The organism is Paraburkholderia piptadeniae, assembly GCF_900007165.1.
Lineage (GTDB): Bacteria > Pseudomonadota > Gammaproteobacteria > Burkholderiales > Burkholderiaceae > Paraburkholderia > Paraburkholderia piptadeniae.
Genome location: NZ_CYGY02000030.1, coordinates 120,728 through 143,329, shown reverse-complemented (window position 1 = coordinate 143,329; position 22,602 = coordinate 120,728). Strand labels below are relative to the sequence as shown.

Sequence of the window (22,602 nt, the reverse complement as noted above, 5' to 3'; positions counted from 1 at the left end):
CACCGCAGAGTATTCCGTCGAAGCTTCCCGCCAAGTATGGATCTAGCCCTATCGGACAAGTACATGCAATTTCTGGACGAGATGGATACCGTTGGGCGCTTTGCCGATGGGAAGTTGTTGGCCGGCAAGCTGGGCAGTATTGGTCTCATGCTTTTCAATCATCCTGCGAAGCACAATGCCGTCACCCTCGATATGTGGAGAGCCATAGCGTCGGTCTTGACCGATTTCGAGCGCGATCGCACCGTGCGGGTGGCCGTGTATGCTGGCGAAGGCGGAAAAGCGTTCGCATCCGGGGCGGACATCAGTGAGTTCGAACAGCATCGAGTCGACAGTGCGCCCAGTGAACCATACACGCGCATCGTAACCGAGGCCCGTACTAAACTCGCCAGCTTTGCCAAGCCAAGCATCGCCTGCTTGCAGGGCTATTGCCTTGGGGGTGGCCTCGCAATCGCGATGGAGGCAGATCTTCGCGTCGCCTCGGCCGACGCGTGGCTGGGCGTACCGGCCGCTCGCTTAGGAATCGCCTATAACGCACATTCGATACGCCGACTCGTGTCTCTCGTCGGACCTTCACACGCGCGTCTTTTGCTCTACACAGCACGCAGGTTCTCGGGGCAGGAGGCCTTCGAGATGGGGTTGGTAGATCTGATTGCACACGATGCCGTCGAGGAGACGTTGAAGCTGGCACGCACCATAGCGGAGAACGCGCCACTCTCTGTTCTCGCGAGCAAAATGGCAGTCCAGCAAGCACTGAGTGCGACAGGTTCGCCGGAATGTGACGTGGTCGAAGAGTTCAGCAGACGTTGCCTCGTTAGCGCGGATTTTCGCGAAGGTCGGCTCGCATTCCTCGAAAAACGCAACCCCACTTTTACCGGAAATTGAACCGACGACTTGCCTATAGCAAATTCTTCGCGTCCTCAAAAACGGAAAGCTGATCATATCCGACGCAACTTTCCGTGAAGGCGTGTAGTCTCCGAACGTGTCGATGACGAAGGGCGAAATGGTTCGTATCACGCCGTAGCGAGGCTGCTTTCGCCGCGAACGCGAACAAATGAAGAGGACTGGTCCAGGTAGTGGCCTACTGCGCCTCGCGAATCATGTTGCGGGCAATGACCAGTTGCTGGATCTGAGTTGTCCCTTCGTAGATGCGGAACAGTCGAACGTCGCGATAGAACCGCTCGATTGCATACTCGGCCATGTAACCGGCACCGCCAAAGATCTGTACCGCGCGATCGGCCACACGCCCGCACATCTCGGATGCGAACAGTTTCGCGCACGATGCCTCGGTACTCACCGGTAACTTGTCGTCACGCCGGCGCGCGGCGTCCAGCACCATACTTCGAGCCGCGTAGATCTCGGCTTTGCTGTCGGCCAGCATTGCCTGTACAAGCTGGAAATCGGCGACGGGTTGACTAAACTGCTTGCGCTCCATGGCATAGGAAAGCGCCATGGACAACATTCGCTCAGCCACGGCCACACACACGGCAGCGATGTGGATGCGGCCTTTGTCCAGCACCTTCATCGCGGTCTTGAATCCTTGGCCTTCCTTGCCGCCGATCAGGTTTGCAGCTGGTACACGGGCGTTTTCAAAGATCACGTCGCAGGTGTGGGCACCTTTTTGTCCCATTTTTTTGTCGCGTTTTCCGAAACTGATTCCGGGCGTTCCGGCATCGACGATGAAAGCTGAGATGCCCGCCGAGCCTTTTTCTTCTGGGTTGGTGCGGACCATCAGTGTGAAAATTCCCGCATGCGGCGCGTTCGTGATGAAGCGCTTGGTGCCATTCACGACATAGTCGTTCCCGTCCTTGATGGCCGTCGTGCGCAAGGACGCAGCATCGGAGCCGGACTCGGGCTCTGTCAGGGCGAAAGAAGCGATCAATTCGCCGGTCGCGAGGCGCGGCAGGTATTTCTCCTGTTGCTCAGGCGTTCCGTCAAACAGAATGCCCTGCGAACCGATGCCGACGGTTGTACCCAACAAGGAGCGGAACACCGGCGAGGCGCGACACAGTTCGAGTACGACTAGTACTTCTTCTTCCATGGTTAGCTCCAGTCCCCCGAACCGCTCTGGGATCGTGAGGCCGAATAAGCCCATGGTCTTCATGTCGGACACTATGTCCTCGGGAATTTCGTCGGTTTCGGCCACTCGTTCCTCGTTGGGCACGAGGCGTTCGCGCACAAAGCGAGCGATAGTGTCGAGCAATCCGTTGAGCGTTTCCTGGTCGCGAATCATGTGAGCGTCTTGATGAATAGATGGGATCGGTCAATCCTAGCGACAGCTAGAGATGCGAATCAATGGATCTGCGGCGGACGTTCCGGATGTTGGAAATCGCCCGGTCGGCATGGCATTGGGGCTCGCGGGTGAATACAAGAATCGCTCATGCCAAGGTACGGAACAGTCGACGCATATCGATTGACCTGGCGCAGTGCTGGTTTCATCGTGGCGGCATGTCATCTCAGTTGCTATGTCCGTCATGCCGATCAATCCCGCACAGTTGCTGGCACGTCCGTTTCCTGTCATCGAACACGCGTTCTCGCAGCGCGATACCCAGCTCTACGCTCTCGGTCTAGGTATCGGTGCGGACCCACTCGACGCGCGGCAATTGCGCTTTGTCTACGAGGGGCGGGACGGTCGTTCATTGCGCGCCGTGCCAACGATGGCCAATGTGCTTGCCTACCCCGGCTTTTGGGCACGCGAGGCCGATACGGGTATCACCTGGCAGAAGCTTCTCCATGCCGAACAGGAAATCCATCTCCACGAACCTCTGCCCGCCAGCGGTCGCGTGAAGGGCGCGACCCGCATCACTGGTCTCTGGGACAAAGGGGAAGGAAAGGGTGCGTTTTTGCAGCAGACGCGCGAAATTATGGATGCCGACACAGGGCAACTTCTGGCCACCGTAGTGCAGTTGAGCTTGCTGCGCGGCGACGGTGGTTTTGGTGAAGGTGGCAGCGTCGGTGCACCGCCTGCGCCACATGCCATGGCCGACGGATTACCCGATTATGTGTCGGAGCTGCCCACGCCCCCGCAATTGGCACTGATCTACCGCCTGAGCGGAGACATGAATCCTCTGCATGCCGATCCCGCCGTGGCCGCCGCTGCCGGATTTCAACGCCCGATCATGCATGGCATGGCCCTGATGGGAGTGGCTGCACACGCCGTGCTGCGCACAGTTTTGGCATATGACGACACGCGGTTTGCCGGAATGCGAGTGCGCTTCACGGCACCGGCTTTGCCTGGCGACACGTTACGCATTGATATGTGGGTCCGAGGCGACACGGTCTCGCTGCGGGTCACCGCGGTAGAGCGCGGCGTAGTGGTTTTAAACAATGCTTGGGTCAATTTGCGCTGAACAGCATTTTTTTCTAGGAGACACATATGGATTTGGGGCTGACGGGCAAGGTAGCTATCGTTACCGGCTCGGCGCGCGGCTTGGGTGCCGCGACAGCGCGCCGGCTTGCGCAAGAAGGCGCTAAGGTTGTCATCACTGACATCAATGCGGAGCTGGCGCAGGCCACGACCAGAACGCTGCGGGACGAGGGGCTAGCGGCGCATTGTGTGGTGGGTGACATTACCAGGGCCGAAGATGTGCAAAACCTCATCGACGAAACGTTGGCTCATTTTGGTGGGGTGCACGTTCTTGTGAACAACGCAGGTGCGCCGCGCGACAAGTACCTCGTAAAGATGAGTGAGGAAGACTGGGACTTCGTGATGAATGTCATGCTAAAGGGTGCCTTCCTCGCGGCCAAGGCCGTCATGCCACATTTCATCAATCAGGGCTGGGGACGTCTGATCAACGTCAGCTCGCGTGCTCATCTGGGTAATCCGACGCAGGCGAACTACTCCGCCGCCAAGGCGGGTCTTATCGGCATGGCCAAGGCACTTTCGATGGAAGAAGGTCGCTACGGCATCACCGCGAACTGCGTAGCCCCGGGGTTCATGGACACGGAGATGGTGCAGGCGCTGGAGACCTACGAAACGATCAAGGAGCGAGCCGTCGCGGCGCAGCCTATCAAACGGGCAGGGCGTCCTGATGACATCGCCGACGCCGTCGCCTTTCTGGCGAGCGAGCGCGCAGGGTTCATTAGCGGCGAGGTGCTACATGTGACGGGCGGACGTTACGGCTGATCTGAGCCTGCTTCAACGTTAAGAACTGCCAGCGCGTAACAGGTGAGCGACGGCGGTCATTTTTCATGAATTCAAAAAGGCATTCGAAATGAAACGAGCAGCCATCGTCTCCCCGCTGCGAACGCCCGTGGGCGCATTTGGCGGAGCATTGAAGGGAATTCCGGTCGAGGAATTGGGCGCTACAGTGGCGCGTGCCGTCGTGCAACGCACGGGGCTTGACCCTGCCCGCATTGATGACGTGATCTTTGCGCAGAGCTACGCGAGCGGGGAGACACCTTGTACGGGGCGATGGGTGGCCCTGCAGGCGGGATTCCCAATCGAGGTTGCTGGCATGCAGCTCGATCGGCGCTGCGGCGGGGGTGTGCAGGCGATCGCAACGGCAGCCATGATGGTGCAGACGGGTGCAGCCGATGTGGTGATGGCCGGCGGTGTGGAGAGCATGAGCAACGTCGAGTACTACACCACCGACATGCGTTGGGGTAAGCGAGCCGGTAGCGTGAAAATGCACGACCGTCTGGACCGTGGCCGCGAACGCTCGCAGCCCGAAGAGCGCTTCGGCCGCATCAGCGGCATGATTGAAACCGCGGAGACGCTTGCGCGCGAATACAGCATCTCCCGGGAGGAATCCGACCGCTTTGCCGCGCGTAGCCACCGGCGCGCCGCTGCTGCGCAGAAAGCGGGGCATTTCGATTCCGAGATTGTCCCTATCGCCGTACCGCAACGCAAAGGCGATGCTCTGATCGTGACGCAGGATGAAGGTGTGCGCGGCGACACCACCGCCGATAGCCTTGCCAGGCTCAAGTCGATCGTGAAGGAGGGCGTGGTGACGGCAGGTAATGCTTGCCAGCAAAACGATGCCGCTGCGGCCTGCCTGATCGTAGCGGAAGACAAGCTTGACGAACTTGGTCTCACCCCCATGGGTTGGCTGGTCGGTTGGGCCGCCGCAGGCTGCGATCCTGCACGCATGGGTATCGGCCCTGTGCCAGCCGTGCAGAAGCTGCTGGCGCGCACAGGCTTGACGTTCGATCAGATGGACTTGATCGAACTCAACGAGGCCTTCGCCTGCCAGGCGCTGGCCTGTGTCAAAGGCTGGGGTAGTTCGATGGAAGCGCTCGAGGACAGGCTCAACGTCAATGGCTCGGGAATCTCGCTTGGCCACCCAGTCGGCGCGACGGGAGTACGCATCATGAGTACGCTGCTTTACGAAATGCAGCGTCGCAACGCCCGCTACGGCCTCGAAACGATGTGTATTGGCGGCGGCCAGGGCATCGCGATGATTCTGGAACGCGCTTAACGCAGGAGTCGATCATGAGCAAGCCAGAATCCAGCAATGTGTGGCAACCCGGCCAGCGGGAGTTGCAGAACGCCGGCGTCGTGAAATTGATGCGCGCGTTGGACGTGCCGTCGTACGAAGACCTGTTGGGCTTGTCGATTACCGAGCCCGAGCGCTACTGGACTACGGTCATGCGCGAATGCGCTATTGCGTGGGACGAGCCGCCCAAAGGGTATGCGGACCTCTCGCGTGGCCCGCAGTTCCCGAGCTGGTTCCCCGGGGGCAAGCTGAACTGGGTCAACACCATCTATGCATGGGCTAGAAACCCCGCGACCTCCCAGCTAAAAGCCGTGGTGGCCGAGAAAGAAGACGGTAGTGTGAGCGAGTTGACCTACTCGGAGCTGGAACAGCGCGTGCGCGATTTCGCGGCGGGCTTGGCACGGCGCGGCATCAAGCAAGGCGACCGCATCGGGTTGCTAATGGAAAACGGCGTCGAGGCCACCATTTCGATCCTGGCCATCGTACATCTGGGTGCGCTTGTCGTGCCGTTGTTCAGCGGGTTCGGCGTTGATGCGATCGTTGCTCGCCTGTCGGCAGCGGATGCACGCATGGTGATTGCTTCCACGGGTTTCTCACGGCGAACCAAACGAGTCGACGTGCAGGCTGCGTTGCGAGACGCCTGGCGTCAGTTGCCGTTACTTGAGCATGTCATCTGGAAGCGCGCCGAGGGCGAAGCAGCCCAGGACGAACGCGACCTGGACTGGCAGGAGACCGCCACCATCGGTCAGGGGCAGGGTGCATCACCTGTCTCCGTCACGCCTGATACGCCATTCATGGTCATCTACACATCTGGCACGACGGGCAAGCCAAAGGGGGTGGTTCACACACACGGCAGCTTCCCCATCAAGATCGCGCACGATTCTCTCATCCACTTTGACGTGCATCCCGGTGACGTGTATTGCTGGCCTGCCGACATGGGCTGGATTGCCGGCACCCTTGTGCTGGGCTGCGCACTGCTGCGCGGTGCGACACTGGTCTGCTACGACGGCGCGCCCGACTATCCCGATTGGTCGCGTATGTCCCGCCTTGTGGAGCGCCATCAGGTGACGCACTTTGGTTCGGCGCCGACTCTTATCCGCGGCATGGCCAGTCACGAGGATCTGGCGCTCAGTGGTAACCGCTCCACCGTGCGTCTACTGATTACGGCCGGCGAAGGCATTGCGCCGGAGCACTTTAACTGGTTCCTCCAGCGCTTCGGCGATGGCACGGCACCCGTCATCAACTATACGGGCGGTACCGAGGCGTCGGGCGCATTGTTGGCAAGCGTACCAATCCGTCCGATTCCACCTAGCGGATTCAACACCATCTCTCCCGGTGTTGCAGCGGACGTGGTCGACCCTTCGGGCCGAAGTGTCACTGGCGAGGTCGGAGAGCTGGCTATCCGTGCACCTTTCGTCGGAATGACCCACTCGTTCTGGCGCGACGACGAGCGCTACCTCGAAACCTATTGGCAGACAATCCCCGAGCTCTGGGTGCATGGTGACCTGGCGTTGCGCACGCCCGAGGGCAATTACTTCATGATGGGGCGCTCCGACGACACCCTTAAGGTCGCCGGCAAGCGCCTCGGTCCGGCCGAGGTCGAGGAAGTGGTGCTGGAGCTCGCTGATGTGGCCGAAGCTGCCGCCATCGGCGTATCCGATGCTGAGAAGAGCCAGAAGCTGGTGGTCTTCGTTGTTCCCAAGCCCGGTACTGGCGTGCCGCGCGCCGATCTTGAGGCGATCGTATCGGGTCATGTCGACAAGCGACTAGGCAGGCCTTTCCGGCCGGGGCGCGTCCATGTGGTCGCGCAACTTCCCAAGACGCGCAGCTCAAAGATCATGCGCCGCGTGATCCGTAGTGTGTACTGCAGCCAACCTCCCGGGGATCTGTCGTCGCTTGACAATCCCTCCGCGCTAGACGAAGTACGCGCTGCGGCGACGGCTGCGTGACCTGATTAAAGCGCGCGGGTGTCAGCGTGAGACAGGCTAGGTCCTGCTGTGTTTGGAGGCCGGACTAGCCAATCCGCCGCAACGATACCGCCGCTTTATCTGTATTCACCGTTCGCGCTTTTTCGCATGTTTGAGCGCTGGAACTGGAATTCAACCTGATCGGTTTGACACTGCAAATTTCCGATCTTCAGGCGAGTCAAAAATGAAAGTCCTGGAAGGCATAAAGGTTCTTGATTTCGGTCGTTTCATCGCCGGACCCTTCTGTTCCGCGCTGCTTGCCGACTATGGTGCCGAAGTCATTCGTATCGACCGCGTTGGGGGTGGCGAAGACCGATTTATCGTACCCGTGACCGAGCAGGGCGAGGGTGCGCTTTTTCTCCAGGTCAATCGCAACAAGCGATCCATGACACTGGACCTGGACAGCACCGAGGGGCGCGAAATCGTGCGGAAGCTGCTCGCGGACACCGATGTTGTGATTGCCAACATGCCGCCGCGTACGCTTAAGAACCTCGGTTTGGACTACGAAAGCTTGTCCAGCATCAAGCCGGACATCATTCTCGTGGCCTCGAGTGCTTTCGGTAACAGCGAGGCCGTGCGCGACCGCGTCGGCTTCGACGGCGTGGGTCAGGCGTTGAGCGGTGCAGTGCACGTTGCAGGAACGCCTAACCGTCCACAAAAGGCGATGGTGCCTGTTGTCGACTTCGCCACAGCATTCTCTTGCGCGTTGGGCACCGTGCTCGCGCTCTATGAGCGTCAGCGCAGCGGAATGGGGCAGGAGGTCAGTGCGTCGCTGTTGTGCACGGGCTTGAACCTCGCCAGCGGCACGCTGATCGAGGAGGCCCTGCTGGGCCTGGACCGGAAAGCCACGCTCAATCGCGCGTCCAGTTACGCGCCCTCGGATATCTTCAAGGCTAAAGACGGTTGGTTCATCATTCAGGTTATCGGCCACGTCATGTTCAAGCGCTGGGCACAACTGGTCGGCCACCCCGAACTGGTCGATGATCCGCGCTTCGCCGACGATGCGTTGCGGGGCGATAACGGTGAGTTCCTGAGTGACCTGATGACAACATGGTGCGCTGACAAGACGCTAGCAGAGGCGCTTTCCGCACTCGAAACGGCTCGCATTCCGGCCAGTCCCGTCAATTCGCCACGCCAGGCGCTAGAGGACGAGACCGTCAAGGCTGCCGGCGTAATTCAATGGATGGATTACCCCGGTGCGCCAAAAAAGGTGCCTATTTTTGCAACCCCCGTGTCGCTGTCGCGTACCCCGCCCGAGATCCGGACGCGGCCACCGCTAACAGGCGAGCACACCGACGAAATCCTGACAAGCATTGGTCTCGATGCGCAGGCCATAGCCGATCTGAGGTTGCGAAAAATTGTTTAACGTCGAGCAAATTACAGGACTTGATTCATGAGTACCTCCATTTTTTCCACTCCCGATCAATACCAGGAAATCCGCGACGCCGTGGGCAACCTGTGCAAACAGTTTCCGGCTGAATATCACCGCAAGATCGACGAAACTCGCGGCTATCCGGAGGAATTCGTCAACGCGCTCACCAAGGCGGGATGGCTGGCCGCGTTGATTCCGCAGGACTACGGCGGCCCCGGGCTGTCGATGGCCGAGGCGTCGGTCATCATGGAAGAGATCAATCGCTCGGGAGGAAATTCGGGCGCTTGCCACGGCCAGATGTATGTGATGAACACGATCGTGTTCAGCGGTACGGAGGCACAAAAGCAGCACTACCTGCCACGCATCGCTTCGGGCGAACTGCGCGTGCAGTCGATGGGAGTCACCGAGCCCACCACTGGAAGTGACACTACCAAGCTCAAGACCACGGCCGTAAAAAAAGACGGTCGCTGGGTCATCAACGGACAGAAGGTCTGGATTTCGCGTGTGCAACACAGCGATTCGCTGATCCTTCTCGCGCGAACCACTCCACTTGACCAGGTGCAGAAGAAGAGTGACGGTCTCTCGTGCTTTATCGTCGAACTAGACAAGGCCATTGGTAACGGTCTCACGGTGCGACCGATTCTCAACATGGTCAATCATGAGACCAACGAGCTGTTCTTCGACAATCTGGAACTGCCCGAGGACGCATTGCTGGGTACGGAGGGCAAGGGTCTCAAGGTGATCTTTGACGGTCTGAATGCCGAGCGCACGCTGATCGCTGCTGAGTGCATTGGTGACGGCTACTGGTTTCTGGAAAAGGCCCGCGACTATGCAAGCGAACGCAAGGTATTCGGCCGGCCCATTGGACAGAATCAGGGAATCCAGTTTCCGCTTGCTGAGTCCTTCATCGAACTGGAGGCTGCAAACCTGATGCGCTGGCGGGCCTGCGCGAAGATCGACGCGCGCCAGAACGCCGGGGTAGAGGCCAATATGGCCAAATACCTGGCCGCCAAGGCCAGTTGGGAGGCCGCCAACGCGTGCCTGCAAACCCATGGAGGCTTCGGCTTCGCCTGCGAATACGACGTGGAGCGCAAGTTTCGTGAAACGCGTCTCTATCAGGTTGCACCCATCTCAACGAACATGATTCTGGGACATGTGGCCGAGCATGTGCTGCAACTCCCGCGTTCTTACTGATTTTCGAAAGGGACCTTTAATCGTGAAAGTATTAGTTTCTGTCAAACGCGTGGTCGATCCGAACGTGAAGGTGGGCGTCAAGTCCGATGGCTCGGGCGTGGATATTGGCAACGTGAAGATGAGCATGAACCCCTTCGACGAAATTGCTGTCGAGGAAGCGGTACGCCTGAAGGAAGCGGGTGTGGCAACCGAGGTGATCGCGGTGTCGGTCGGCGTGAGCCAGGCGCAGGAGACACTGCGTACGGCACTCGCGATCGGCGCGGACCGTGCGGTCCTCGTGGAGTCCGGCGAGGTTCCTGAGCCACTCGGTGTCGCGAAGATCCTCAAGGCACTGGTGGACAGGGAGCAGCCCTCGCTGGTGATCCTGGGCAAGCAGGCCATCGACGACGATTCAAACCAGACCGGCCAGATGCTCGCAGCGCTCGCAGATCTCCCGCAGGCTACGTTTGCTTCAAAAATTGTCGTCGCGGACGGCGCGGCGACCGTGTCGCGTGAGGTAGACGGCGGCTCGGAGACGCTGTCGATCAGACTCCCCGCCGTGGTCACAACGGATCTTCGCCTGAACGAGCCGCGCTACGTCACGCTGCCGAACATCATGAAGGCCAAGAAGAAGCCGCTCGATACGATCAAACCCGCGGACCTCGGTGTGGACGTTACACCGCGCCTGAAGACGCTGAAGGTCGCCGAGCCTGCCAGGCGTTCGGCTGGCGTGAAGGTTCCGGACGTGCAGACGTTGGTCGAGAAGCTGAAGACCGAAGCCAAGGTCATCTGATCAGGGAGAGCAGAGAAATGACGATTCTGGTAATTGCCGAACATGACAACGCGACTGTGAAGGCCGCGACATTGAATACCGTGGCCGCCGCGCAGAAGATCGGCGGCGATGTGCACGTGCTGGTTGCCGGCCACAACGCACAGGGCGCCGCCAGCGCCGCGGCGAAAATGATGGGTGTGTCGAAGGTGCTGCTGGCTGATGCGCCACAGCTGGAGCAGGGCCTGGCGGAGAATGTCGGAGCGACGCTACTGAACATTGCGAGGGACTACTCACACATCCTGGCGCCCTCTACAGCGGCAGGTAAGAACGTGGCGCCGCGTGTCGCCGCGAAGCTGGATGTCGCGCAGATCAGCGATATCACGGCCGTGATCAGCCCCGACACGTTCGAGCGTCCGATCTATGCGGGCAACGCGATCGCGACGGTGCAGTCGGGCGATCCCATCAAGGTCATCACCGTTCGCACAACCGCGTTTGACGCAGTCAGCGCCGAGGGCGGCAGCGCACAGGTCGAGAACATCGCAGCAGCAGCGGATAGCGGCCTGTCGCAGTTCGTGAGCCGCGAAGTCACGAAACTCGATCGTCCGGAACTCACCAGCGCAAAGATCATCGTCTCGGGTGGGCGTGGCCTTGGCAGCGGCGAGAACTACACGAAGGTGCTGGAGCCGCTCGCCGACAAGCTCAACGCTGCGCTGGGCGCATCACGAGCGGCCGTGGATGCCGGCTACGTGCCCAATGACTATCAGGTCGGCCAGACCGGCAAGATCGTCGCGCCGCAGCTGTACATCGCGGTGGGCATCTCGGGCGCGATCCAGCATCTTGCGGGGATGAAGGAGTCGAAGGTGATCGTGGCAATCAACAAGGACGCGGAGGCACCGATCTTCAGCGTCGCCGATTACGGCCTCGTTGGCGATCTCTTCTCGATCGTGCCAGACATTGTTCAGGCCTTATAACCCCTGACGCTGTTTTGACGAGTACTTCCAGCGCTGTTGCCGCAGCACTGGAGGCAGCTTGCACACTGAATCCTCATGATGGAGCGCGAAGCGTATGAGTCTCGAAAGCGCTGAGTATCTCGATACCTGGGTGGGGCGCACCGACCAGAGTGCAGACCAGATCACGGAGGCCCCTGTCCGCCTGATGCAGGCAACGCTGGACGGGTCCGATACAGGGGCGTTACCGTCTCAACTTCCACCCCTGTGGCATTGGCTTTACTTTTTGCCGAGCGAGCGCCAGTCAAACATCGGCCAGGACGGGCATCCCAAGCGTGGCGGCTTTCTGCCGCCCATCGCGCTACCGCGGCGGATGTGGGCCGGGGGGAGGTTACAGTTTCTGCATCCTCTAGCCGTGGGCGAACCGGTTCGGCGTCTTTCGACGATCAAGAGCATCCAACGCAAGTCCGGGCGCAGCGGCGAACTCGTATTCGTGACGGTACTACACGAGGTGGTCGACGCTGGCGGTGTCGCGATTCGAGAGGAGCAGGACATCGTCTATCGCGCCGCGGCGGCGCCAGGAGCGCCTGCGCCCCAGCCTGTGATCGCTCCTGTCGACGAGCAATTCGGCCGCGTCATGAATCCAGATCCTGTGCTGCTAATGCGCTATTCGGCACTAACCTTTAACAGCCACCGTATCCACTATGACCGTCCTTATGCCATGCAGGAAGAGGGCTATCCGGGCCTCGTGGTGCATGGGCCGCTGATCGCCACACTGCTCGTGGAAGAACTGCGCCGCGCGCATCCGGAGAAAATCATTCGCAGCTTCGAATTCAAGGCTGTCAGCCCACTGTTCGATATCGCATCGTTTTCGGTTAATGGCAGGCTGGACAGCAACACCGCATCGCTGTGGGCGCGAGGTCCGCAGGGACAGCTGGCGATGCATGCCAGCGCGGAACTCGAATAGTGACGTGACGACGAAGCCCAATCACGCTCCGACAGCACGCAAGAGCGCATGCACGCGGGCGTTTGCGCCTTTCGACCTATGGCCGCTCCGGACGGCGGCATCGCTGATGTCCTGAGATCGGCATGCTCGCAGTGCTCGCTCTCAGCGAGCACTGAGCGACTCAGCAACGCGAATTAGGTCGCTCGGAGCGCGATCCAGAAAACAGTAATAGACGGAGTGACCCTGAATCGTGTCAACAAACATTGCATCTCCTGTCCGGCACGCGCGCAGTCTGCTGTTTGTGCCTGCTACCAAGCCCGAACGCTTCAACAGAGCGCTTGATTCGGGTGCAGATTGCATTATTATCGACCTGGAAGACGCCGTTGCCGGGGACAGCAAGGATAGCGCGCGCGAACACCTCGCTCAGCACCTGCCTCACCTGAACCCCGCGCAACTGGAGCGCACCTTGGTACGCGTGAACGCCGTGGATACGCCTTGGCACAAATCCGACATTGCGCTATTGCGCACCTGGACGGGACGCGGTGTCACTGTGATGCTGCCCAAGTCTGAAGATGCCGACGCGTTGCACCGGGTCGCGCATCAGCTCGGCGGGGATGTGCAAATCGTGGCCTTGATCGAATCGCTAACAGGACTCGACGCAGCCGATTCGCTTGCACAGGTGCCTCAGGTCGTGCGCCTGGCCTTTGGACATCTCGACTTCCAACTTGACCTCAGCATGCGTGCTTCGCTCGATGAGCCCGAGCTGGCATTCGCCCGAAACATTCTGGTGGCTGCATCACGCCGCGCCAGGCTTCCCGCTCCCATCGACGGCGTAACTACCGACATTGGCAATGCCGAGCGTCTGGCAGCAGATGCCCGGCGTGCGCGAGCCTTCGGCTTCGGCGGAAAGCTCTGCATACATCCGGGTCAGGCGGCCGGGGTAAACGAGGCGTTGGGTTACACTCAGAGCGAGCATGTCTGGGCACTCCGCGTGCTTGAAGAGGCCGCCAGGCACGGCGGCGGAGCGTTCAGTCTGGACGGACGGATGGTGGACTTGCCCGTGATCCGCGCGGCCGAGGCGATCGTCGCAAGCGCCCGAAATCTTTAAGTAAAGACCGCATGCGTGGTGGCACGCAAGAGCTATGAAAAGCTTGTTGATCGTCTATCACACGATGACGGGTGGCACCCGGCAAATGGCTGAAGCCGCGGCGAGCGCTGCACGTGACCACCCTGATATTGCAGTCATACTGAAGCAGGCCGTCGAAACAGGCCCAGACGATGTCCTCTCAGCCGATGGCTACGTGTTTGCAACGCCGGAAAATCTGGGAACGATGTCGGGCTTAATGAAAGACTTCTTCGATCGGTGCTATTACCCGGCACTTGACGGCTTGAATGGCCGTCCCTATGCGGCGATGATCTGCGCGGGCAGCGACGGGCAAGGTGCATTGCGTCAGATCGATCGCATTGCCACGGGATGGCGTCTCAAGGCAGTAGCCCCAGCCATCATCGTCTGCACGCATGCACAAACGCCAGAGCGCATTCTGGCGCGTAAGATCATCGGTAGCGCTGATCTCGCGATCTGTGCTGAGCTTGGAGCAGGAATGGCGGCTGGCCTGTCGCTTGGCGTGTTTTAAATGTCCTCACAGGCTGCGAATGGTTCTTTCCATCGGGGCATTTTCTCCGCTTTAGCGCAACGAAACGAGCTTCGAGTCGAGTGCGTTCACTAAGTAGCTGACTCATGCAGCAGCCAAAGTACGGAACGTAACCAACTCGTACGTTGCGTCAGTCGATATTGACGGGCCCAATACAAACAGTCGCTGTTTGAATTAATTTGGGGCACGCATGCAATACGAAGACTTTCAGTTCGTTCTGTTCGATCGCCATCCCGACGGAGTTTTAGTTGTCACGCTGAACCGTCCGGAGGTCATGAACGCAACGAACAACAGAATGCATTGGGAACTCACCAAGGTCTGGGGAGTAGTTAGCGAAGATCCCCTCGTCAAGGTGGTGGTGGTCACTGGCGCAGGTGATCGCGCCTTCTCGGCAGGGGGAGATCTTTCCGTTGTCGAGGAGATGTCAAATAGCCAGGAGGCAACCCTACGGGTTATGAAGGAGGCCTCCGACCTTGTCTACAACATGCTGGCCTGCGACAAGCCGATCATATCGGCTATCAACGGAACGGCCGTCGGCGCAGGCCTGGTGGTCGCGTTATTGGCAGACGTAAGTGTAATGGCGGAGGACGCCAAGCTAACCGATGGACATGCTCGCCTCGGCGTCTCGGCGGGCGATCACGCGGCGATTGTTTGGCCCATTCTGTGCGGGATGGCCAAGGCCAAGTACTACCTGATGACCGCCGAATTCATCGATGGCAAGGAGGCGGAACGAATCGGCCTGGTTACTTTCTGTTCGCCACGCGAAGAAGTGCTTTCAAGATCGGTGGCGATCGCCGCAAATCTGGCGCGTGGCAGCCAGGCTGCGATCCGCGCGACCAAGCAGTCACTCAACAACTGGATGCGTATGGCCGGTCCTGTTTTCGATAATTCGCTCGCGATGGAGATGCTGTGCTTCCTGGGTCCGGACGTCAAAGAAGGGCTGGCAGCGCTTCGCGGCAAGCGCCAGGCGGACTTTCCCTCTGCGCGATTGCCTAAGTAACGATTGCAGAAAAAAACTTGCTATCGAGCCAAGTTTGACTGATAGGGCTTAGCGAGATCTACAACGAACCAGTTTTGTTTGCGCGTGCGTTGCTAGCCCCCGCATAGATGCGCGTTCGGGACTGTTCGTCCAGGATCGGGTGACGTGCATCAATCAGGCGGTTCTTTGTCTCATCCTGTAAGCGTCACATCCTTCGGCAAGGGGTCTTTCTCCGTATAGCGCTTTCGTATTGACCGGATATCGGTCATCTATCGCGTGAGGGACGCTTACTTCCATCAACGGCAATATGGAATCTATCGCAATGAATGACCGCAGCAGATGTAAGGGCGCGGAGCACGACGGCAAGGCAGCTGTCGGTTCGGCAGGGAAGGAGGATGCTTGTCAATCGATGAGGATGTGTAGTTCGGTCGAAGCGCCGCGTCACCGATCCAATTGGCCGTGGGCAGTGACTATGCCCACATACGATTGGATGGATCACGCTTCAGGTTTTGAGGTGCATGACTGACGTCCCTCCGGAACGCTGAAAATTTGTGCGCGCCGTAGTATTACTGGTCACGCCTTCCGGCATTCCCTTCGGCCCGATCATTTCGTCTCAGAGTCGAAGGCATGCGTGCCATCCGCCATCCTCACGAGAAATGTCGAACCGGGTCAACGAAACCGGCCTTGCAGTCGACGAGTTAACGCGACGTATTCGATGGTAATGAGTGTCCCCGAAACGCTCCCAGTTGCAACATCGCTTTGCCGACTTGCTCCGCATCGTCGTGGGCATCTGCTATGCCACGAACCGAGACACGATTGGCTCACTGTTCAATGTCTTGCGGATCCTGACCTTGCCGATTACGGTAGATCGGTCAGATCGGCGGCGGGCAGTGTTATCAGATCTTGCCGCCTCAATTCCGCACCTTCTTTTCGCGTCTGAAAGGACTACTCCGGCGCGAACGCCGAGGCACTTCGACGGACCGCGACCGCCACATGATGCGTCCCAAAAGGGGCGTATCCAACCGAAATTTTGCATTGTTGCCATGTGGAGTAGCCTGATTGAATGATCGTCATGCATGCGGGCATGACGGAGGAGTTGGTGTGTCAACCAATATCGAGGCCGCCTCATCCTTGCGTCCACATGGGAAGTTACTGGACGGCTTCATGAATCGATGGGCGCAGCTATTTCCGGTTCTTACGGCCGACCAGATTGCGTCTATCCGGCGCCTTGGCGGCGTGCAGCGATGGGAATCCGATCAGTTCCTGTTCCGCGCGGGCGAGGCGAGGCCGGGAATGTGCGTGCTGCTTTCCGGTAGGGTCAGTTTCACCTCACGGGGGCGCGACGGGAAAGAGGAGTTCCTTGTAGAGCACGGGCCCGGCGAATTCATAGCTGAGGCCGGGCAACTGATTGGCCAACCGTCGCTCTGCTCGTGCCGCGCGACGGAGGCTGTCGAGGCACAGGTGTTGAGCCCTTCGGAGTTGCGCGGACTGCTCGTCGCCGAAGCCAAACTCGGTGAACTGATCATGCGCACCATGATTCTGCGCCGGGCGTGCGCAATAGGTTGCGGTATTGGCGGCCCCATACTGGTGGGTTCTGCGACAAATCCGGACCTTGGGAGGTTGAGCCGTTTCCTCAGCAGGCTTGGGCATCCTCATACCGTGCTTAATGCGGACACTGACGCCCGCAGTCTGACGATTGTGCCTGGGGCTGGCACTGTCGACACCGATGCCGCTCTCGTGTTGTGCCCGAACGGCGAAGTGCTGCGCTCACCGTCGGATGCTGAACTTAGCCAGCATCTGGGCTTGACCCCGTCGCTTGTGGAATCCGATATTTACGATTTGGGCATCGTTGGCGCAGGTCCGGCCGGCTTGGCCGCGGCAGTCTATGCTGCATCCGAGGGACTCAACGTCGTTGTCGTGGACATGGAAGCACCGGGTGGACAGGCAGGTCAGAGCGCTAGGATAGAAAATTTTTTTGGCTTCCCAACCGGAATTTCCGGTCAAGAGTTGACGACCCGCGCATTTCTCCAGGCACAGAAGTTTGGCGCAACGATTGCAATCCCAGTACATGCCGTCAGACTGCATTGCTCCGAACCCCTGCTCCGGCTGGAAACTGACGGTGGGCAGTACATACGCTGCCGAACCATCTGTATCGCCACTGGCGCCCGCTATCGACGACCGGATATTCCTGAGCTTGAACGATTCGAGGGCTCGGGTGTTCACTATTGGGTCTCGCCCATTGAGGCCAGTCTGTGCGCCGGACAGGAGGTCGCCGTAGTCGGTGGGGGAAATTCGGCAGGTCAGGCTATCGTCTACCTCGCCGAGTACGTCCGGCATGTCCACGTGCTGCTGCGCGGCGAGGACTTGTCCGCGAGCATGTCGCATTACCTTGTTTCGCGCATTCGATCCCTTGCCAACGTCACTGTTCATACTAGAACTGAACTGACGTCGATCGGTGGCGACTCGGTCCAGATAGACCGTTTGACCTGGTGCGAGAGAACGACAGGAGTTGCCGAGTCGCACGCAATTCGTCACCTTTTCCTGTTCGTTGGTGCGGTGCCCAATACAGCATGGCTTGCAGATTGCGGCGTGCGTCTCGATGACAAGCGGTTCGTCATCACAGGCCCGACTCCGGATCAGCCGGATCGTTTGACACTGGAGACCAGCGTTGACCGGGTATTTGCTATTGGTGACGTAAGGGCTGGTTCGACAAAAAGGGTAGCGGCGGCCGTGGGCCAAGGCGCTGCGGCCATAGCGCAAATTCACCTCAAGCTGCATCAGTCCGGTTTCGCTTTTCCGTCCGCCTCATTGTCGATTTGAGAAGCATTAGTCAAAACAGGAGGAGTTAGCAAGAGCAGGGTCGCCAGGTTCGGCGTCGCCTCCTCCAGTGCGGTAGTGAACGGTCAATTCGCTAGCGGTTGCGACATGCGACTTTTCTAAGTTAGGCATATGCAGTGCGAATTTTGGAGTGGCGGTGATAACCCGTGCCTTATCACGGCAAAAGTCTTGGGTGCGCGCCGCATGCGGGAGAGGGAAGGGCGGCGCTCGGCAATTCGGCCTCAGCTGACATTCAGGCTCACCGTTTGTATTTGTAAGGCCGCTTCAGGTTGCTTTCTTGTCGTTCGGACGTGCACGACCGCGAAAAACTCAGGAGGCGTTCAGCGAACGCGAACTCTCGACCCACAATTGTCATTGGCGCCGGGGCCGTCCCAACGGCCGATTCCGACAGCCAAACGGCCATCGGTGCCTCTCGTTAAAGGAATCGCTCCTTGCTTTGAGCGGCATATGCTAGCAAACGACGTTTGCGTGATTGCCATCAGTTGGTATCGAACATCGAGACTACCACTCGGATACCGAATGATCAGGCCTTTAAGAATGAGTTTTGAACCGCGGCATTTTCGATATCCGTTTTGAACCAGCGAAGCATCTCCAACACTTCGCCCGTAAGTTCGTAGAATCTCTCCGCGTTGACGCTCAAGTACTCCCCGTGTGCAATACGATTGCGATTATCGAGCAAGGTAGCATCAATTAACGGAAATCGCGTCGAGTACGGGGTCGAATCTATGCCGATCCAACCGGTGATATTAAGGAAAACTAGTGAACTCAAATTACTTTCTCCGCCGATTGCCTCAGATCGCGGAAGCCGGATCGGTCGATTCAATTCATCTAGCAAATACGTTACGGCGTCGATGACAACTTCTGATTTCGATGAAGCGTTGGCAGACGCCAATTTGGTCTTCATACCCAACGCCACAAAACATGGTTTGAGGTCTCTATTTTGGTTCGCCCTGTGCGACACATAGTTCACGTAAGCGTTGGCCGCGCCCTTTACGAATCCCTCCCAATGCGCATACAACATGGCGATGCCTGCTCGAATATGTGCATCAACATTTTTGCCGCTTGCCTTTTCTACGGCGGTCTTGAATTGATGCACCTCTTTGATACGCCAAGCCATGTCCTCGTCCAAATGCTCCAAGAGCAGATCCACAGTCCTTAGCTGTCTCATGGTCGGAAAAACTGAACAGCATATGGGAGCAGGTTCGTTAGGCGCGTAGTTCCACGCACACCAGAGCCCGAATTAGCTTGGAACGTGTCGTCGGACCAGAGGTCGTGCACACGCCTAGATAGCCACTCCTGTCTCTCTTCATCAGTCAAGTCTGTTATAGCGATACGATTGACCGACACGCCGTAAGTGATCGCATCAAATGCGGAAATGGAGAAAGCGCCAAGGTGGCGGTCGCCATTCCAGCGTTTGAAAACGTCATCACCTGCCACCTGCTGCAACGTATCGAAAGTCCATTCAAACAGATTCCGCTCCTGCTCAAGCGTCGGCCCGTCTAGTTTGACTAGGTGTCGGGCTGCAACATCCAAATATTCATTGACGTCTAGACCTCGCTGATACGGGAACTGCCGGTACGCGATAAACCGGAGGGCAATCTCCACAGCTTGTTGCTCATCACGTTGCGTGTTGGTGAGCTGAACAGTAGCTCTGAAAGATGCCCGATCAGTCAAATGCACGAGCCAATTGTAGAATTGCGTATTAAGCATCACGAGCACGCTGTTACGCACCTCCTGCTCGCTCAACTTCGTACCGCCAGTATTAAGACGCTGGAAGACCTCGTATTTGGCATCTTCGTCGCTCTCCTTACGCACGATTTCGACGCGCACGCGGGCTCGTTTAATTTCAAGCTGCAACGCCGTGCTGAAGACGTCGTCGTCATCGCCGTTATCCGAGCGCCACTTCATCCCCGCCAGACCAGGAAGTAAGTTCGTGCCGCCTAAGACCAAAGACGGATATAAACCCTGGTCTGGGTGGCGCAACTCTCCCATCAGCTGAAGAACCGTAGAAACGCGCTGCAAGCCGTCAATCAATTCCCAAACTCCGCTCTCACGTTGGAATACAAAAATAGGCGGAATGGGGATGCCTAGTAACAGAGACTCAATGAAGCGTGTGCGCTGGGATTCTTCCCAACGGTAAAGACGCTGGTAGTTGGGGTCAATGACGAGTTCGCCCGACTTATACATCGTGGCGATTTCACCAAAAGACATTTCGTAGCCGTCGGCGATTACCTGTCGACGGGCGTCCTTGAGTTCTGCTGTCAATTCTTGAGCTGTCATGTTCGGGCCCTTATTTCTAGCTAGTTCGCCAATTCTAGACCAAACATTGCTTGCGCCATTCGGAATCTCGAATTGTACCGCTCGGGTCCATACGGTAGGGTCTGCCCGCAGCTGCGAGATCGCTCGGCGATTGGCCGGTAATCGATGCGGAGTGGCCGCTGAGATGACTGCATTCCCGCGATGGCGCATGGCCGCAATGGCCGAGCCCTGCCTCACAACGAAAGCGAGCATCGGCCATTGCGGACATTCAGCGCTGACAGGTTGACATGCCGGCCTTTTTGCTTTCGAATCCCTTTATTAATTATCAATTATCGGGATATAACATGTTGCTCTGATTTATGTATTTTCCGTAAGTTTTATCATACGGCAACCCTAACATCGTCACACCGTTGCAAACGGCACCCAAATTTTTAACGCTGCGACCGATACTATCGACAATCGTCTCAGTGTTGAGGTCATTAAATGGACTTGGACGAATTGCGAAATAAATATCAGTGACACAAAGCTGAACCTTGGCTATTCGCTCATCGGCATACTTAATGGAAAACATTTGATCACTGTGTTTACACTCGAGTTTTCTTCCATTTGATCCCGCATTCGGGATATCTATCACTTCGCCAGATTTAAAGCAATCAGCAATCGTCATCACGCCGACCCGGATAAGGCTCGTGCTCAGCTGAAACATGCCACCGGCCCCGAGCGGCATTGCTTGTCGTATTCGGGGAGTTTCGATCGCAAGTTTGCTATCTAAGTCGCGCCTAGCTTTCCAGAAAATCTCCTTATCCTCTTCTAACCGCTTATTTTCTGCACCTATGGTAATGTCATCATTCAATACAGAAGCTGCGTCAAGAAAATCTTCGAATGCCTGATTCGTCGTGTCGATCGATAGACGAACATCATCCATATTCTTTCTGATCACCTCCTGCTCATGCTGCTCTCGCTGGTAACGCACAGTAAGCCACGTTCCAATTAATCCAGACAATATAAAAGCGATGATCGTCAACACAAATGGGTGTCTGGCGATAGGGTCCGCTCGTTCAAAAAACGTGCGTCGATCCGAGCTTACGATTGTGAACCCAATTTTTCTGAGGGTCGGAGGTACTCGACGTTTGAGCATATATTTGCGGTGATTTTGTCGGCTCAATGGCTATTGTATTCTCAAAGCAAAGATAACGGCGCGGGCTCATGTTTTGTGGATGACATGAGCCCCAATGGTCGATCGGACGATGTCACCCGTTTCGGTCATTCGCCCTCTTGGACTCTGAACAAACCCGCCGAAAGCTGCGCATTACGTAGCTAAGCTTGAATTGAGGACCCTCGGGTTACGAGCGCGATTTTCTTTGTGCGCGCGCCGCCTCAAGCTGGCCGCCTGACCAGCCCCCGGGTGTCGGTCGCCGTTCTTGTCGCGCATAAAGCATTTGCTGATAATCTCGAAACCTGCAACCTTGATGGAGATGCGATCGTGGATGGCGAGCGGCTTGTAACAGAGGTAGCGGTGGAAGTCGCAAAAACCGCGACGAACCGCGTCTTCAATGGGTTGGCACTGATTTGTGGGCCGGCGGCGAAAGAACTAGGTCAATATTTTGCCGATCAAGTGCGCGCATGGCGTGCGAATAACGCGGCCCAAATCCTGGACGAGACAGGTGCAATAATTGAAAGTATCGAGCCAGTCCTGTCGGCCCAGCCACGCATCGTGGCACGCGTTCTGGAAGATGGGTCGTGGACCGACGACCCAACGCTTCAGTCTCTTTGGGCCGGTCTTCTCGCAACTTCCTGCACGGCTGAGGGAGGAACCGACGAGAACTTACTGTTTTTCGATCTCTTGAAAAACATGACGACCGGGCAAGCCCGAATCATTGCAAATGTGTGTGATGACATGCCGATTGTTGATGGCATGAAATATCAGGTGCAGGCAGACGAGACTATTGAGCGATCGACCTCCGAATGGCTCGACATTTCTGGATGCACGAGCGTCCTGGAACTCGCCTCTTCGCTGCAGCGCCTTCGGACTATCGGACTGATTCATCCAAATGGCGGACATGTCTCGGAAAGATCAGCGGACGACTCAGTGGAAGTCCAGCCGACGCCCCTCTGCTTGCACTTCTACGCGAGGGCACGCGGACATTTCGGAGACTTGCGGGACTTCTACAAGATCGCAGGCGCGACCTAACGGGCGAACCGGTCTCCCCGAAAACAAAAAAACGCCCCGGGTTTCCGGGGGCTTTTTTGTCGCTGAAAGGC

General features: G+C 58.0%; 19 protein-coding genes. 15 read left to right on the top strand and 4 right to left on the bottom strand.

Annotation, left to right across the window (positions count from 1 at the left end; translation table 11 throughout):
* Nucleotides 1-63 precede the first annotated feature (63 nt).
* The gene (locus BN2476_RS15385) at nt 64-882 is read left to right on the top strand and encodes an enoyl-CoA hydratase (RefSeq protein ID WP_087735138.1); all 819 of its coding nucleotides are present in this window, start codon (nt 64-66) and stop codon (nt 880-882) included.
* Between the two features lie 196 nt (nt 883-1,078).
* Here the strand turns inward: BN2476_RS15385 and BN2476_RS15380 are convergent, their stop codons facing one another.
* Complete coding sequence (locus BN2476_RS15380) at nt 1,079-2,230, bottom strand: acyl-CoA dehydrogenase family protein (RefSeq protein WP_087735016.1); 1,152 nt, start codon at nt 2,228-2,230, stop codon at nt 1,079-1,081.
* Between the two features lie 241 nt (nt 2,231-2,471).
* Between BN2476_RS15380 and BN2476_RS15375 the strand changes: the two genes are divergently transcribed.
* From BN2476_RS15375 to BN2476_RS15315, 13 genes are all read left to right on the top strand, one after another.
* Nucleotides 2,472-3,347, top strand: a complete 876-nt coding sequence (locus BN2476_RS15375; protein WP_087735137.1) for a MaoC/PaaZ C-terminal domain-containing protein — start codon at nt 2,472-2,474, stop codon at nt 3,345-3,347.
* 26 nt (nt 3,348-3,373) lie between these two features.
* Nucleotides 3,374-4,123 carry an SDR family NAD(P)-dependent oxidoreductase gene (locus BN2476_RS15370; protein ID WP_087735015.1) on the top strand — a complete coding sequence of 250 codons (750 nt, stop codon included), beginning with the start codon at nt 3,374-3,376 and terminating at the stop codon, nt 4,121-4,123.
* 88 nt (nt 4,124-4,211) lie between these two features.
* Nucleotides 4,212-5,417, top strand: coding sequence for an acetyl-CoA C-acetyltransferase (locus BN2476_RS15365; protein ID WP_087735014.1), 1,206 nt, complete (start codon nt 4,212-4,214; stop codon nt 5,415-5,417).
* Between the two features lie 14 nt (nt 5,418-5,431).
* The gene (locus BN2476_RS15360) at nt 5,432-7,384 is read left to right on the top strand and encodes an AMP-binding protein (protein WP_162497875.1); all 1,953 of its coding nucleotides are present in this window, start codon (nt 5,432-5,434) and stop codon (nt 7,382-7,384) included.
* Between the two features lie 202 nt (nt 7,385-7,586).
* Nucleotides 7,587-8,768: a CaiB/BaiF CoA transferase family protein gene (locus tag BN2476_RS15355; RefSeq protein ID WP_087735013.1), complete on the top strand. Its 1,182-nt coding sequence runs from the start codon at nt 7,587-7,589 to the stop codon at nt 8,766-8,768.
* Nucleotides 8,769-8,795: 27 nt separating this feature from the next.
* On the top strand, nt 8,796-9,968 hold the full coding sequence (locus BN2476_RS15350; protein ID WP_087735012.1) for an acyl-CoA dehydrogenase family protein: 1,173 nt from the start codon (nt 8,796-8,798) through the stop codon (nt 9,966-9,968).
* 22 nt (nt 9,969-9,990) lie between these two features.
* Nucleotides 9,991-10,740 (top strand): electron transfer flavoprotein subunit beta/FixA family protein, encoded by a 750-nt coding sequence (locus BN2476_RS15345; protein WP_087735011.1) that lies wholly within the window; start codon nt 9,991-9,993, stop codon nt 10,738-10,740.
* A 17-nt stretch (nt 10,741-10,757) separates the two neighbouring features.
* Entirely contained in the window at nt 10,758-11,690 is a 933-nt protein-coding gene (locus BN2476_RS15340) for an electron transfer flavoprotein subunit alpha/FixB family protein (protein ID WP_087735010.1), read from the top strand.
* Between the two features lie 94 nt (nt 11,691-11,784).
* Complete coding sequence (locus BN2476_RS15335; RefSeq protein ID WP_087735009.1) at nt 11,785-12,633, top strand: HTD2 family dehydratase; 849 nt, start codon at nt 11,785-11,787, stop codon at nt 12,631-12,633.
* Nucleotides 12,634-12,862: 229 nt separating this feature from the next.
* Nucleotides 12,863-13,720: an HpcH/HpaI aldolase/citrate lyase family protein gene (locus tag BN2476_RS15330; RefSeq protein WP_087735008.1), complete on the top strand. Its 858-nt coding sequence runs from the start codon at nt 12,863-12,865 to the stop codon at nt 13,718-13,720.
* Nucleotides 13,721-13,754: 34 nt separating this feature from the next.
* Entirely contained in the window at nt 13,755-14,246 is a 492-nt protein-coding gene (locus tag BN2476_RS15325; protein ID WP_087735007.1) for a flavodoxin family protein, read from the top strand.
* A gap of 208 nt (nt 14,247-14,454) precedes the next feature.
* Complete coding sequence (locus tag BN2476_RS15320; protein ID WP_087735006.1) at nt 14,455-15,264, top strand: enoyl-CoA hydratase/isomerase family protein; 810 nt, start codon at nt 14,455-14,457, stop codon at nt 15,262-15,264.
* Nucleotides 15,265-16,344: 1,080 nt separating this feature from the next.
* The gene (locus tag BN2476_RS15315) at nt 16,345-18,063 is read left to right on the top strand and encodes an FAD-dependent oxidoreductase (protein ID WP_143810976.1); all 1,719 of its coding nucleotides are present in this window, start codon (nt 16,345-16,347) and stop codon (nt 18,061-18,063) included.
* A gap of 541 nt (nt 18,064-18,604) precedes the next feature.
* Here the strand turns inward: BN2476_RS15315 and BN2476_RS15310 are convergent.
* From BN2476_RS15310 to BN2476_RS15300, 3 genes are all read right to left on the bottom strand, one after another.
* Nucleotides 18,605-19,249: an MAE_28990/MAE_18760 family HEPN-like nuclease gene (locus tag BN2476_RS15310; RefSeq protein ID WP_087735004.1), complete on the bottom strand. Its 645-nt coding sequence runs from the start codon at nt 19,247-19,249 to the stop codon at nt 18,605-18,607.
* On the bottom strand, nt 19,246-20,361 hold the full coding sequence (locus tag BN2476_RS15305; protein ID WP_087735135.1) for a DUF262 domain-containing protein: 1,116 nt from the start codon (nt 20,359-20,361) through the stop codon (nt 19,246-19,248). Before BN2476_RS15305 ends, BN2476_RS15310 begins: the two co-directional genes overlap by 4 nt.
* 304 nt (nt 20,362-20,665) lie before the next feature.
* Nucleotides 20,666-21,367 (bottom strand): hypothetical protein, encoded by a 702-nt coding sequence (locus BN2476_RS15300; protein ID WP_087735003.1) that lies wholly within the window; start codon nt 21,365-21,367, stop codon nt 20,666-20,668.
* Between the two features lie 378 nt (nt 21,368-21,745).
* On the opposite strand from BN2476_RS15300, the gene BN2476_RS15295 reads away from it, so the two are divergent.
* A complete protein-coding gene (locus BN2476_RS15295) occupies nt 21,746-22,531 on the top strand; it encodes an Abi-alpha family protein (RefSeq protein WP_160111721.1) in 786 nt (261 codons plus the stop codon).
* The last annotated feature ends 71 nt before the right edge of the window (nt 22,532-22,602 follow it).